This is a genomic window from Oricola thermophila (assembly GCF_013358405.1).
Classification (GTDB): Bacteria; Pseudomonadota; Alphaproteobacteria; order Rhizobiales; family Rhizobiaceae; genus Oricola; species Oricola thermophila.
In genome coordinates this window covers 3799618-3812500 of the sequence record NZ_CP054836.1, presented here as the reverse complement: position 1 = coordinate 3812500, position 12883 = coordinate 3799618, and the positions used below count along the sequence as shown (strand labels likewise).

Here is a 12883-nt window from a genome sequence, read left to right as displayed (position 1 = left end):
TGTGGACCCGCTCCGCTTCGGCATCGACGATCCCGGACTGGCCGCCGGCCTCGGCCTGGCCGCGCCGGCGCGGATCATTCCGCAGAACATGTCGGTGGCCGCGCGCCGGAATGGCGGCGACGCTGACCATCCGGTCTTCGAGGAGGACCTGATCGAGGTCAACGCCAGAGAGGAGATCGCCGACGTGCTCGAGGCAACGGGCTACGGCCTGTCCTCCTCCATGGCCGAGGCCATCGAGACGCTGCTGAAGACAAGGACGCTGAAGCCGGGCTACGCGATCCGGCTGGGGCTGCAGAATGTGGGCGACCGCGAGGAGATCGTCCGCGCATCGGTCTATTACGGTTCCACCCACCAGCTCACCATCGCGCTCAACGACCGCCGCCAGTACGTTCCCGCGCCGGAACCGGTCGATCCGGGCATCATGACCGCGCGCGGCGGCGAGAACGCCGCGCCGGTGATCGTCAGTCGCGACCTGCCCTCCGTGTATGACGCGATCTACCGCTCGGTGCTGTCCTACGACCTGCCGGAGCGGATGGCGGCACAGATCGTGCGCATGGTCGCCGCCGATGTCGACTTCCGCTCCCCGGTCAGGCCGACGGACCGGCTTGAGCTGTTCTTCTCGGTGCCCGAGGACGATGCCGCCGCCGAGCAGGAGCGCGAGCTTCTTTTCGTCGAGGCGAATTTCGGCGGCACGACGCGCAGCTTCTACCGCTTCCGCGCCTCGGACGGCACGGTCGACTATTTCGACGAGGAGGGCCGCAGCGCCCGCCAGTTCCTGCTGCGCAAGCCGGTGCCCAACGGCGTGTTCCGCTCGCCCTTCGGCAAGCGGCGCCACCCGATCCTCGGCTACACGCGCATGCACTGGGGCGTCGACTGGGCGGCGCCGCGCGGCACGCCGATCATCGCGCCGGGCGACGGCACGGTCGTCAAGGCCGGCTGGTCGAACGGCTACGGCAAGCAGACCGTCATCCGCCATGCCAATGGCTACGAGACCTCGTACTCGCACCAGACGGCCTTCGCCAAGGGCATCAAGCCCGGCGTCAGGGTCCGCCAGGGCCAGGTCATCGGCTATGTCGGCTCGACCGGCCTGTCGACGGGACCGCACCTGCACTACGAGATGAAGGTCAACGGCACGCGGGTCGACCCGATGCGCGTGCGTCTGCCCAACGGCAAGGTGCTGGAAGGCGAGGACCTTGCCGCCTTCGAGCGCGAGCGCGACCGCATCAACGCCCTGCTCGGCAAGGACGACGGCACCGTGGTGGCCCGCGCCGACGGCTGACCCCTTCCCTCCGGGCACGAAAAAAAGCCGCCGGCGTTTCCGCGGGCGGCTTTTGCGTTGCGGAGGGCGCGTTACAGCGCCTTCTCCAGTTCGGGCAGGACGTCGAACAGGTCTGCGACGAGGCCGTAGTCGGCGACCTGGAAGATCGGCGCCTCCTCGTCCTTGTTGATGGCGACGATGACCTTGGAGTCCTTCATGCCGGCGAGATGCTGGATGGCACCCGAGATGCCGCAGGCGATGTAGAGTTCCGGGGCAACCACCTTGCCGGTCTGGCCCACCTGCCAGTCGTTCGGCGCGTAGCCTGCATCGACGGCGGCACGCGACGCGCCGACGGCAGCGCCCAGCTTGTCGGCGACGGGCAGGATCACCTCCTCGAACTTCTCCTTCGAGCCGAGCGCGCGGCCGCCGGAGATGATGATCTTCGCCGAGGTCAGTTCCGGGCGGTCGCTTTCGGCGATCCGGTTCTCCACGAAGGTCGACAGGCCCGGATCGGCCGCAGCCGGAACGGTCTCGACCGGTGCGGAGCCGCCCTCGCCCGCCGCGTTGAAGGATGCCGTGCGCACGGTGATCACCTTCTTGGCGTCGGTCGCCTGAACGGTCTGGATCGCGTTGCCGGCATAGGTCGGCCGCTTGAACGTGTCGGCGCCTTCCACGGCGATGATGTCGGAAACCTGCATCACGTCGAGAAGAGCGGCGACGCGCGGCATGTAGTTCTTGCCGTTGGTCGTCGCCGGGGCGATCAGCGTGTCGTAGCCATCGGCGAGCGACACGATCAGCGCCGCCATCGGCTCGGCCAGCTGCTCGGCGAGCGCGGCGTCGTCGGCCAGCAGCACCTTGGCCACGCCGTCCAGCTTCGCCGCTTCGTCGGCCGCGGGTTTGGCGTCCTTGCCGGCGACCAGCACGTGCACGTCGCCGCCGATTTCCTTCGCCGCCGTCAGGGCCTTGGCGGTCTGGTCGGACAGGGTTGCGTTGTCATGTTCGGCAATCAGAAGAATCGTCATGGTCTTTCTCCCATCCCTGTCCTTAAAGCACGCCGGCTTCGTTCTTGAGCTTGTCGACCAGCTCGGCGACATCGGCGACCTTCACCCCGGCCTTGCGGCCCTCCGGCTCCTCGGTCTTCAGCACTTTCAGCCGTGGCGCGGTGTCGACGCCGTAGTCGGACGGCGCCTTCTCGTCGAGCGGCTTCTTCTTGGCCTTCATGATGTTGGGCAGCGAGGCGTAGCGCGGCTGGTTGAGGCGCAGGTCGGTGGTCACGATGGCCGGCATCTTCAGCTCGACCGTCTGCAGTCCGCCGTCGATCTCGCGCGTCACCTTTGCCGCGTCGCCGGCGATCTCCACCTTGGAGGCGAATGTGCCCTGGCTCCAGCCGAGCAGCGCGGCCAGCATCTGTCCCGTCTGGTTGGCATCGTCGTCGATTGCCTGCTTGCCGAGGATGACCAGCCCCGGCTGCTCCTCCTCGACCACGCCCTTGAGGATCTTGGCCACGGCCAGCGGCTCGACGATGTCGTCGGTCTTGACCAGGATGCCGCGGTCGGCGCCCATGGCCAGCGCGGTGCGGATCGTCTCCTGCGCCTGTGCCGGGCCGATGGAGACGGCGACGATCTCGGTCGCCGTTCCGGCTTCCTTCAGGCGGATCGCCTCCTCGACGGCGATCTCGTCGAACGGGTTCATGCTCATCTTGACGTTCGCCAGTTCGACGCCCGAACCGTCAGCCTTCACGCGGACCTTCACGTTGTAGTCGATCACGCGCTTGACCGGCACCAATACCTTCATCGCAGCTGTCTCCCATTTCTCTGCCCCACCCTTAGGCGGACGGCGATCGCGCTTCTTGCGCAAACTCGACATTTCCCGTCGGGGGGTGAATGCCGTTTAATTCGCGGTCCGACAAGCCGGAAAGCCCGCGCCGCGTCAATTTTTCCGGATGCAATAATTGACGTATACGTAAGCGTCAATAGCGAGGACGGCGCCCGGCCCTCAACCGCGCCCCCAGGGCATCGGCTTCGCATCCTCCCCGTCCGCCGGCCTTTCGGGCCGTCCTTCGCGGATTTCCACGGCCTTCGGCAGGACGATGTCGCGGTCGAACAGCGGCACCCCGCGCCGCCGCATGACGACGACGAGCACCGCGCCGGCGACGAATCCGCCGACATGCGCCGCCCATGAAACGCCGTCGTCGGCATCCAGGAGGACGTTGGCCAGCTGGAAGGCGATCCAGAGCAGCAGCGGGATCGCCGCCGGCAGGCGCAGCGGGATCCGCCCGAAGGCGAGCACCCAGATCCGCACCTTCGGATGCAGGATCAGGTAGGCGCCGATGATGCCGGAAATCGCGCCGGAGGCGCCGATCAGCGGAGCCGTCGAATCCGGGACCAGGAAGCCGTGCGCCAGCGCCCCGGCCACGGCGCAGGCCAGGTAGAAGACGAGAAACCGGACATGGCCGAGCGCGTCCTCGACATTGTCGCCGAACACCCACAGGAACAGCATGTTCGAGGCCAGGTGCATGAAGCTGCCGTGCAGGAAGGCATAGGAAACCAGCGACAGCTCCTCGGGAATGATGACGCGGCCGGGCGGCAGCTCGACGATGTCGTTCACGACGGCGGGAATGTAGCCGAATGAGAACACCGCCGCCTCGTAGGCCCCCGACACCAGGTCGAGATTGACCGCGAGATAGACGGCCACGTTCACGCCGATCAGGGCGAGCGTCACATATTGCGCCTTGATGTGTTTCAGGCTGTTGGCGTCATGCAGGGGAATGAACATGCCCGGATATATCCTCCCCTTCCCGGTCGCCGCTCAGCGGTTTTCGCCGGGCACCCAGAGAACGTCCCTGGCACCGTTGTCGTTGACCGCCCGCGACGCGACGAACAGGAAGTCCGAGACCCGGTTCACGTATTTCAGCGCGTCCGGGTTGACGCGCTCGCCCGGCCTCTCCGCCAGTTCCACCATCAGCCTTTCGGCCCGCCGCGACACGGTTCGCGCGAGATGCAGGGCGGCGGCGGCCGGCGATCCGCCCGGCAGCACGAAGGAGCGCAGGGGCGAGAGATTCGCGTTGAGCCTGTCGATGTCGGCCTCGAGCCGCTCGACCTGGCCCGCCGTGATCCGCAGCGGCTCGTGCGCGGGCGGCTGGTCCGTTTCCGGGGTGGCGAGGTCCGCGCCGAGATCGAACAGGTCGTTCTGGATGCGCGCCAGCATGGCATCGATCTCCGGATGCGCGGTGCCCGTGTGCACGCGCGCCATGCCGATACAGGCATTGGCCTCGTCGACAGTCCCGTAGGCGGCGACGCGCAGGTCGTGCTTGGGGCGCCGCTCGCCGCTCCCCAGCGCCGTCGTGCCGTCGTCGCCCGTCCTGGTGTAGATCTTGTTGAGCACGACCATGGCGTTCTCCTAGCCGGCGCCGGCCGAGCGCGCGAAATAGATTCCGATCACGATCACCACCACGGCGATGAACTGCAGGAAGACGCGCAGCTGCATCATCTTGTTGGAGAAGTTGGCATCGCCCTGCCGCATCAGGTTGCGCAGGCCGACGAACAGCACGGCGACCACGGCCACCATGATGACGAGAGCGATGTAGAAGAGCGCGCCAGACATGTTTCTCCGTTTCGCCGGGTCTCTTCCCGGCTGTCCCTCGGGCTAGGTCCGTGCCGCGACGATCCGGTAGAAGAGCCCGGCCGGCAGCAGCCATTTTCCCGCGACACCCAGCCGCGCCTGCGGCGTCACGAGGTAGTGCGGTCTTGGCTTAGCCGCCTTCAGCGCGTGCCGCAAGCGCCGGTAGACCCATCCGGCCGCCCGGCCGCCGTCGTCCGGCGTGCCGCCGGCCTCCAGCTCGGCCAGCCGCTTCTCGTAGGCCGCGCGATGCACGCTCGCCTCGATGTCGATATATTTGTGCGCGTAGGCCAGGGCGTTCTGCGCGATCTTCGATGGCACCGGCCCCGGCTCGATGAGGGACATGTGGACCCCGCTTCCCTCGAGTTCCATCCGCGCGGTCAGCATCAGGCCTTCCAGCGCGTGCTTCGACGCCACATAGGCGCCGCGGACCGGCGCCGGGACGAGTCCCAGGATCGACGACACGTGCACGATGCGTCCGCCGCCCTGCCCGCGCATGACCGGCACCGCCAGCCGCGTCAGCTCGTGCCAGCCGAAGAAGTTCGCCTCGAACTGCTCGCGCAGCGCGTCGGTGGGCAGGTCTTCCACCGCGCCGGGCTGGCTGTAGGCGCCGTTGTTGACCAGCGCGTCGAGCCGACCGCCGGTTTCCGCCATCACGGCCGCGAAGGCCGCGCGGATCGAGTCCGGCTCCCGGTAGTCGAGATGGAGCGCGGCCGCCATGCCCTCGTCGCGGAGCCGTCCCAGGTCCTCCGGCTTGCGCGCGGTCGCGAAGACGCGGTATCCGTCGTCGCGCAGCCGCAGGGCGCAATGACGGCCGATTCCGCTGGAACATCCCGTGATGAGAACGGAAGGATTGTGTGTCATTCTGGTCCGGCGCGAATCTCTTTTCCAGGAGGGCTTTCCCATATTCCGATTCACAAGGCAACGCGCCGGCTGACCGCATGCTGAGACAATACGTGATCGCGAAGCGGATCCTCCGCGACGCATTCGGCCACTTCAACGCGACCGACGGCTGGGCGCTGGCCAGCCATGTCGCCCTGTCCACGCTGCTGGCGATCTTTCCGTTCCTGATCTTCGCCACCACCCTGGCCGGCTTTCTCGGTGCCGAGCGTTTCGCCGACACCGCCGTCCATCTTGTCTTCGACACGTGGCCGGAGCGCATCGCCGAGCCGATCGCCCGCGAGGTCATGAACGTTCTCACCGTGCAGCGCGGCGGCCTGCTGACCATATCGGTCGCCGCGGCGGCCTTCTTCGCCTCCAACGGCGTGGAGGCGCTGCGCGTCGCGCTCAACCGCGCCTACCGTGTGGAGGAGAGCCGCTCGCTGATCCGCATCCGCGTCCAGAGCCTCGTCTTCGTGGTCATCGCGACCTTCGGCTTCATGGCGATCAGCTTCCTGCTCGTCCTCGCCCCCCTCGCCTACCGCATTGCCGAGAAATGGGTGCCCGGCCTGGAGACGCTGTCCCTTTCGATCGCCTTCTGGCGGTTCGCGATCGCGCTTTTCGTTCTCGTCGCGGGCCTGTTCGTCGCCCACAAGTGGCTTCCCGACGGAAGGCGCAGCTTCGCCTCGCTGGTCCCCGGCATCGCCCTGACGATCGTCGCCTGGGTGCTCGGCGCCATGCTTTTCGCCACCTATCTGGAGAGCTTCGCCGCCTATGTGACGACCTATGCCGGCCTCGCCTCGATCATGATCGCTCTGGTCTTCCTCTACATCATCGCCGCGATCTTCATTCTCGGCGCCGAGATCAACGCCGCGATCATCCGCTTCCGCGAGGCCCGATCCTTCATTTCCCGCCCGCCGGATGGTCCCGGGGAGGGGTTAGGCGGGAATCAACGTTAATGCTGCAATTTTAGCGATCCGGCTAAGCGCCGTTTAACACCTCGTCCATTTATTTACGAAACGTGAACGCAGCAATTGGGTGGAGGTTAACATGCTGACCAGCATGGATACCGTTTCGCTGCTCGTCCTCGGTCTCGCGATCGCGGCGGGCGCGTATTTCATTGCAGCGGCCATGGACGGGGTGATGGGACCGGACGGCTTCGGCACGGTCCCGAACATGGTCATACTGATCGCCGGCTCCTTCCTTGGCCTCTATGCGACGGAGTACCTGCATCTTCCGGCCTATTCGACCACCTCGCAGGCGGTCGTGGGCGTCAGCGGGGCATTCTCATGCCTCGCGTTCCTCGCGGTACTGAAATCGCTGGCAAACCGCTTCGGCTACTGAGCGGCAACGCGCGCCACGCGCCCGCGGTCAACCCGCCGGGCGCGTGGCGGATCCCCGGTCGGCCAGTCCGATCGTCCTCCTGATGTCTCCCGGCGTGAAGCCGGCCTCGCGCAGCGATCTCAGGCTGGTGTCGCGCCTGCTCTTCGACAGTTTCCTTCCGTCGTCGCCCAGCACCAGGTCGTGATGCACATAGTTCGGTCGCGGCAGGCCGAGCAGTTCCTGCAGCACCACGTGCACCGATGTGGAATGGAAAAGATCGCGCCCGCGCACGACGTGGGTCACGCCCTGCAGCGCATCGTCGATCACCACGGAAAGATGGTAGCTCGTCGGCGTGTCGCGCCGCGCCAGCACCACGTCGCCCCAGGCCGCCGGGTCGGCTTCCACCGGCCCGGTCTCCCCGCCGGGGCCGGCGCCGCCCTCCTGCCAGTATTGCGGCATGCCGATCCGCGCGATCGCCTGTTCCATGTCGAGGCGCAGCAGGTGCGGTTCCGCCGGGTCGCCGGTCTCGTCGCGGCTGCCGGGAAAGAGCGGCGCGCCGTCGGGATCGCGCGGCCATGAGCCCAGCTCCTCCTCCCTGGCCTCGACCAGCCGGCGGATTTCCGACCGGCTCAGCCACGACCGGTAGACCAGCCCCTCCGCCTCCAGCGCCTCCAGCGCAGCGCGGTAGTCGTCGAAATGCTCCGATTGCCGCCTGACCGGCCCGTCCCACTCGATGCCGAGCCACTCGAGATCCTCCAGGATGCCCCGCTCCAGCTCTGGCGAACATCGCTCGGTGTCGATATCCTCCATGCGCAGCAGGAACCTTCCGCCGGTCTCGCGCGCCAGCTCGAAATTGACGATCGCCGAATAGGCGTGACCGAGATGCAGCGCCCCGTTCGGACTGGGGGCGAAACGGAAGACGGCCTGGCTGTCGGTCATGGAAACGCTCATCGGATGAATCGCGATACAGGTAGAAGGCCGGACGGCGCCGCGCAACCGGCAGGCCCCATCGAGACGCCCGGCGACATCGCGCGCGGCCTTGCCTGGCTGCGCGAGGCCGATCCGCGCCTCGGTCCCGTGATCGAGTCCGCGGGCGAGGTGCCGCTGCGCCGCTCCGCCCCGGGCTTTGCCGGCCTCGCCTCCATCGTCGTCGCCCAGCAGGTCTCGCGGCAGAGCGCCGACGCCATCTGGGGGCGCCTCGTCGCCCTGGTCGATCCGCTGGAGCCGGCCGCCTTCCTCGCCGGGGGCGAGGCGGCCTGGCGCGAGGCCGGCCTGTCGCGGCCGAAGCAGCGCACCCTCGTCGCGGTCAGCGAGGCCATGCTGGAAGGCCGTCTCGACCTTGAGGCGCTGAGCCGGGTCGACGGCGAAGCGGCGCTGGCCGCCATGACCGCCATCCACGGCATCGGCCCGTGGACGGCGGAGGTCTGGCTCCTCTTCGCCGCCGGCCATCCGGACATCTTTCCCGCCGGCGATGTCGCGCTGCAGGCGGCCGTGGCGGACGCCTTCGCCCTGCCGCGCCGCCCGGCCGCCCGCCAGCTGCGCGAAATGGCCGAATCATGGGCGCCCTGGCGGGGCGTTGCGGCCCGCCTTTTCTGGGCCTTCTACGCCGAAAGGCGCGGACATGCCGCAGCACCCCGCTGATAATTCACGTCCAAATACTTGAAAATGCGGAATGTTTTTTCAGGCGTCATATTAAAACGCAGCGCTTCACAATGATGTCACATCGCGCTTACTATAAGACGGAAAGTCAAATCGTGAAGCGAAGAGGTGAACCTTGACGATCGCGGTTTCGCCGGACAGTCTTCCGGCACTCGTGCTGAATGCGGACTACCGCCCGCTGAGCTACTATCCCTTGTCGCTATGGTCCTGGCAGGACGCGATCAAGGCGGTTTTTCTTGACCGCGTGAACATCGTCGCCGAATACGACCACGAGGTCTCCTCGCCCTCCTTCGCGATGAAGATTCCGAGCGTCGTCAGCCTCAAGGATTATGTGAAGCCGGCCACCTATCCGGCCTTCACCCGCTTCAATGTCTTCCTGCGCGACAAGTTCCAGTGCCAGTATTGCGGTTCGACGGAGGATCTCACCTTCGACCACCTGGTCCCGCGTCGTTTCGGCGGGCAGACGACGTGGGACAATATCGTCACGGCCTGCTCGCCCTGCAATCTGAGGAAGGGCGGCAAGATGCCCGACGAGGCGGGCATGAAACCCTTCCAGGCGCCCTACCATCCCACGGTTCACGACCTGCACAACAACGGGCGAAGTTTTCCGCCCAACCACCTGCACGAAAGCTGGATGGATTATCTCTACTGGGATGTCGAGCTGGAGCCCTGATCGGGATCTCCGGCTTTGTTGTTTGTGGGGGCGGCCTCAGTCCCGCGCCAGCACCGCCTTCCAGGCGACGGCCGCCAGCGTCAGGCTCGCCAGCACATTCCACCCCGCAAACGACAGTCCGAGGAAGCGCCCCGCCGCCTCGTCGCAGGAGGGCGGCGTCACCGAGTCGAGCGCGCCCAGCAGGCCGCCCGCATCGGTGGTGATCCCGGAGGTTGCCGCGGCGCCGCAATCGTTGGGCCCTGCCCACCAGTGCCATTCCGCGCCCGCGTGGTAGGTGGCGAGGATGACGCCGTAGGTCATCAGCAGGGCGACGATCGCCAGCATGCCGCGCGTCATGCATCCCCGCCAGCCGAGCGCCGCGCCCGCCGCCGCCAGCAGCGCCGCCGGAACCCCTGCATAGTAAGGCACGCGCTCTTCCAGGCACAGCTTGCACGGGATGAAGCCGCCGAGATGCTCGAAGCCCAGCGCCGTGCCGACGACCGCGGCCATGGCGAAGGCGAGGAACAGGGCCGAAACCAGCTGGAGGCGGGATGTTGCTGTCTGGCTCATGGGGAAACTCCGGATGATGCGAATGCGGCTCACCTAGCGCAGCTCCAGCGCCTCGACAAACCGCCGGCACGAAATTTTTTCTAACCGGCGGCAAACCGCATTTTCAGCCACTCGATCAGGAAGTAGAGCAGCGCCGGCCCGCCGATCGCGAGCATCAGCACCCAGAGGAGCCCGATGAGAACGCCCAGCACGACGAATATGCCGTCGCGCTCGATCACCCCGGCCGCCGCGATGGCCACGCCGATACCCGGCACGGTGTTGGTCAGCGGAAGGGGCAGGAGGATCGACAGGCAGGGCACGATCAGCACCGCGCCAAGCACCCTCAGCCCGCCATCGCCGGTCAGCCCGGCCAGCCGCGGATGCGCCAGCCGCTCCAGCCAGCCGGCATAGCGCTTCGTGCGCGCAGTCACCTCGAGCAACCCCTTCACGGGCATTCTCCGCCTGCGCAGCGTTTCCGGCAGCCACGGCGCGCGCCGCCCCTGCGCCATCTGCGCGGCGAGGAAGACCATCGGCAGGGCGACGATCTGCGGCAGCAGATAGACGAAGGGCAGGCAGCAGGGCAGCGCCAGCAGCAGCATCAGCAGGCCGAAGGCGCGCTCCTCCATGGCGTCGGACAGCGCGCCGAGGCTGATGTCGCCATTGTCGTCGCTGTCCGCCTGCTTCAGGATCTGTTCGATCTTGGCAAGCGCCCCGCGCGGCGCGGCCTTCATCGCCATCTCGTCATGGTCTGTCACGGCCTGTCCCCTTGGCTGTCCGCTTCGTAGTAGCGCGATAACCCGAAAGCGGCGCGAATGAAATGCCGGGCGTGCGGTCCGGCGCCTTTCGCCTTGACGCGAACCGGCCGCGCCAATAAAGCTCGCACCCGTTCGGCGTTGCCTCTGTGGCGGAATTGGTAGACGCGCTCGACTCAAAATCGAGTTCCGCAAGGAGTGCCGGTTCGACTCCGGCCAGAGGCACCAGCTTTCCATTATCGTTAACACCATAACATATTGTTTTTAAATAGGAATATTTGACGAACCGGAAGCTTCGCATTTCCGGTGCCCGCGAAATCGCTTGATTTCGGGCAACAAAACGGGCAACAAACCGCCCTCATGAGGCGGGAAAAATCCCCTGACAGGTATCTACAAAAGCGATCCGACGGCGGATTTCGCTATGTCCGGCGCGTGCCCGGTCATGCACTTTCGGCGTTGCGGAGGGTCTATCCCGATTATCCGGGCACGATCCGGCGGTCGCTCAAAACGGCCGATCTTGCCGAGGCGCGCGCCCGGCGCGACGCGATGGAGGCGGCCGACGACGAGCAATGGCAACGCATCGCGTCCGGCGACGTCGGCGGCGATATCCATGCACGGGCGATCGAGCGCGCACTCTCGCTGCGGATCGAATATCGGTCGGTGGCCGACCTGGCGGCGTCGGCAAGCGTCGAGGAACTGATATCGCGGATTCGCGTGGCGGCCGCCTCTCCCGACAGGCTAACGGGCGCCGCCGTTTTTGGCGCGGCCGGCGAGGCGGAAACCTCGATCGACGATGCCTTCGACGTGTTCGAAAACGTGATCCGGCGCGCAGACCTGGCGCGCAAATCCGATCTGCAGCGCACGAAATGGCGGCAACTGAAGCGGCGCGGAATAGAGAATTTCAAGCGCGTCGTCGGAGACATTCCGATCGAGAAGATTGGCCGTGACGAGGCGCGCAAGTTCCATGAATGGTGGCTCGGCCGTATTGCGCCCGACGATCCGAAGGTCCGGCCGCTGTCGGCCTCGGCGGGCAACAAGGATCTGGACACGATGCGCTCGCTTCTCGGCGAATATTTCGCCTATGTCGGCCGCGACGTTCCGAACCCGTTTCGCGGCATGCGCTTCAATGATCGCATCGTGCGGACGCGACCGGCCTTTTCCGAGGCGTGGATCCGGCAGCGTATCCTCGCGCCGGGCGCGCTCGACGCCATGAATGACGACGCCCGCCGGGCGGTGCTTGCGCTGATAAACACGGGCGCGCGGCCGTCGGAGATCATCAATCTCGAGCCCGATGCAATCGTCCTCGACGCCGACATTCCCCATGTCGATATTCGCGAGACCGAAAACCGGGAACTGAAGGCAAGGGCAACGGCGCGACGCATCCCGCTCGTCGGCGTATCCCTCGAGGCGTTGCGGGAGGCCAAGGCGGCCGGCGGCTTCCCGCGCTATCGCGACCGGGACAACCTGTCGGCGGCGGTCAACAAGTATTTTCGCGATCACGGCTTGATGGAAAGCGACCGGCACACGCTCTATTCAATGCGCCATGCGTTCGAGGCGCGCCTGAAGCTGGCGAATGTCGACGAGGAACTGCGGCGCTACCTCATGGGGCACGCGATCAGCCGGCCGAAATACGGCTACAGCGACGCGCTGACATGGGCAGTCGAGGCAGTTCGGAAGGTGGCGCTGTAGCCCGGCCCGTCAGCCGCGCCTTGTCAGGGACGGGCAAAACCATCGGCCGGTTTCCGGGCATTGCATGAAATGCCCCATGTCCCGCAATGTTATCATGATCGAGTAGTCGCGCGGATCCAGAAGCCGCGCGAAGGGCTCAAGGGCCGTCGGTCGCATTTCCTCTACGAATTCGGATATCTCGCGCTTGCGCGCCGCCCATTCGTCGATTGTGTAGTCGCGCAGCGAAGACTCGGCGCGACGGGCCGGACGGGGTTCCGGCGTATCAAGGCCGGCAAGGATGTCGAGTTGACGCATATCTCTATGGTTCGGGTTGTGTATATTCCGGGTCGAACGTGATCGGGCGGGCCAGAACCATTCGCTGAAGGTCGTGGAGCTTGTGGCGGAATTCGTCGGTTTCTTCGCGATGCACCGGCGGTAGCTGGAGAAACGCATTCCAGGCTGACGACAGGTGATCCAGAACGTCTTGTTCCCGAGCAGTGATATCGCGCGCCATCGTCTCGGTCC

At 66.4% G+C, this 12883-nt stretch carries 17 protein-coding genes and 1 tRNA gene (1 of these 18 cut by a window edge); 7 read left to right on the top strand and 11 right to left on the bottom strand.

Annotated elements, in window-relative coordinates; genetic code table 11:
- Positions 1-1279, top strand: partial view of a M23 family metallopeptidase gene (locus HTY61_RS18455; RefSeq protein WP_175278184.1) — the 3' portion only. Its footprint begins 692 nt before the window's first position; only the last 1279 of its 1971 coding nucleotides appear in the window; the start codon falls outside the window, past its left edge; it ends in the stop codon at positions 1277-1279.
- Positions 1280-1350: 71 nt separating this feature from the next.
- Here the strand turns inward: HTY61_RS18455 and HTY61_RS18450 are convergent, their stop codons facing one another.
- The 6 genes from HTY61_RS18450 to HTY61_RS18425 all read right to left on the bottom strand — a co-directional run bounded on the left by HTY61_RS18450 (position 1351) and on the right by HTY61_RS18425 (position 5740).
- Positions 1351-2280, bottom strand: coding sequence for an electron transfer flavoprotein subunit alpha/FixB family protein (locus tag HTY61_RS18450; RefSeq protein ID WP_175278183.1), 930 nt, complete (start codon positions 2278-2280; stop codon positions 1351-1353).
- Positions 2281-2302: 22 nt separating this feature from the next.
- Positions 2303-3052 carry an electron transfer flavoprotein subunit beta/FixA family protein gene (locus HTY61_RS18445; RefSeq protein ID WP_175278182.1) on the bottom strand — a complete coding sequence of 250 codons (750 nt, stop codon included), beginning with the start codon at positions 3050-3052 and terminating at the stop codon, positions 2303-2305.
- A gap of 201 nt (positions 3053-3253) precedes the next feature.
- Positions 3254-4033 carry a rhomboid family intramembrane serine protease gene (locus HTY61_RS18440; RefSeq protein WP_175278181.1) on the bottom strand — a complete coding sequence of 260 codons (780 nt, stop codon included), beginning with the start codon at positions 4031-4033 and terminating at the stop codon, positions 3254-3256.
- 33 nt (positions 4034-4066) lie between these two features.
- Positions 4067-4648 (bottom strand): cob(I)yrinic acid a,c-diamide adenosyltransferase, encoded by a 582-nt coding sequence (locus HTY61_RS18435; RefSeq protein ID WP_175278180.1) that lies wholly within the window; start codon positions 4646-4648, stop codon positions 4067-4069.
- Between the two features lie 9 nt (positions 4649-4657).
- Positions 4658-4861, bottom strand: a complete 204-nt coding sequence (locus HTY61_RS18430; RefSeq protein WP_175278179.1) for a twin transmembrane helix small protein — start codon at positions 4859-4861, stop codon at positions 4658-4660.
- 42 nt (positions 4862-4903) lie between these two features.
- The gene (locus tag HTY61_RS18425; protein WP_175278178.1) at positions 4904-5740 is read right to left on the bottom strand and encodes an SDR family NAD(P)-dependent oxidoreductase; all 837 of its coding nucleotides are present in this window, start codon (positions 5738-5740) and stop codon (positions 4904-4906) included.
- A 77-nt stretch (positions 5741-5817) separates the two neighbouring features.
- On the opposite strand from HTY61_RS18425, the gene HTY61_RS18420 reads away from it, so the two are divergent.
- A complete protein-coding gene (locus HTY61_RS18420; RefSeq protein WP_175278177.1) occupies positions 5818-6714 on the top strand; it encodes a YihY/virulence factor BrkB family protein in 897 nt (298 codons plus the stop codon).
- Between the two features lie 91 nt (positions 6715-6805).
- Entirely contained in the window at positions 6806-7099 is a 294-nt protein-coding gene (locus HTY61_RS18415; protein WP_175278176.1) for a hypothetical protein, read from the top strand.
- Positions 7100-7126: 27 nt separating this feature from the next.
- Here HTY61_RS18415 and gluQRS read toward each other — a convergent pair whose 3' ends face one another.
- The gene (gene gluQRS / locus HTY61_RS18410; protein ID WP_175278175.1) at positions 7127-8017 is read right to left on the bottom strand and encodes a tRNA glutamyl-Q(34) synthetase GluQRS; all 891 of its coding nucleotides are present in this window, start codon (positions 8015-8017) and stop codon (positions 7127-7129) included.
- A 15-nt stretch (positions 8018-8032) separates the two neighbouring features.
- On the opposite strand from gluQRS, the gene HTY61_RS18405 reads away from it, so the two are divergent.
- Together HTY61_RS18405 and HTY61_RS18400 are read left to right on the top strand one after the other, a co-directional pair.
- Entirely contained in the window at positions 8033-8719 is a 687-nt protein-coding gene (locus tag HTY61_RS18405) for a DNA-3-methyladenine glycosylase family protein (protein WP_175278174.1), read from the top strand.
- Between the two features lie 133 nt (positions 8720-8852).
- On the top strand, positions 8853-9410 hold the full coding sequence (locus tag HTY61_RS18400) for an HNH endonuclease (RefSeq protein WP_175278173.1): 558 nt from the start codon (positions 8853-8855) through the stop codon (positions 9408-9410).
- A gap of 36 nt (positions 9411-9446) precedes the next feature.
- Here HTY61_RS18400 and HTY61_RS18395 read toward each other — a convergent pair whose 3' ends face one another.
- Both HTY61_RS18395 and HTY61_RS18390 read right to left on the bottom strand, forming a co-directional pair.
- Complete coding sequence (locus HTY61_RS18395) at positions 9447-9959, bottom strand: disulfide bond formation protein B (RefSeq protein WP_175278172.1); 513 nt, start codon at positions 9957-9959, stop codon at positions 9447-9449.
- An 80-nt stretch (positions 9960-10039) separates the two neighbouring features.
- Positions 10040-10693: an exopolysaccharide biosynthesis protein gene (locus HTY61_RS18390; protein ID WP_246272854.1), complete on the bottom strand. Its 654-nt coding sequence runs from the start codon at positions 10691-10693 to the stop codon at positions 10040-10042.
- A 140-nt stretch (positions 10694-10833) separates the two neighbouring features.
- Between HTY61_RS18390 and HTY61_RS18385 the strand changes: the two genes are divergently transcribed.
- Positions 10834-10918, top strand: a tRNA-Leu gene (locus tag HTY61_RS18385).
- 204 nt (positions 10919-11122) lie between these two features.
- The gene (locus tag HTY61_RS18380) at positions 11123-12379 is read left to right on the top strand and encodes a site-specific integrase (RefSeq protein ID WP_175278171.1); all 1257 of its coding nucleotides are present in this window, start codon (positions 11123-11125) and stop codon (positions 12377-12379) included.
- Between the two features lie 9 nt (positions 12380-12388).
- Here HTY61_RS18380 and HTY61_RS18375 read toward each other — a convergent pair whose 3' ends face one another.
- Positions 12389-12673, bottom strand: a complete 285-nt coding sequence (locus HTY61_RS18375) for a hypothetical protein (protein WP_175278170.1) — start codon at positions 12671-12673, stop codon at positions 12389-12391.
- Positions 12674-12677: 4 nt separating this feature from the next.
- Positions 12678-12872 (bottom strand): hypothetical protein, encoded by a 195-nt coding sequence (locus tag HTY61_RS18370; RefSeq protein ID WP_175278169.1) that lies wholly within the window; start codon positions 12870-12872, stop codon positions 12678-12680.
- Positions 12873-12883 lie beyond the last annotated feature (11 nt).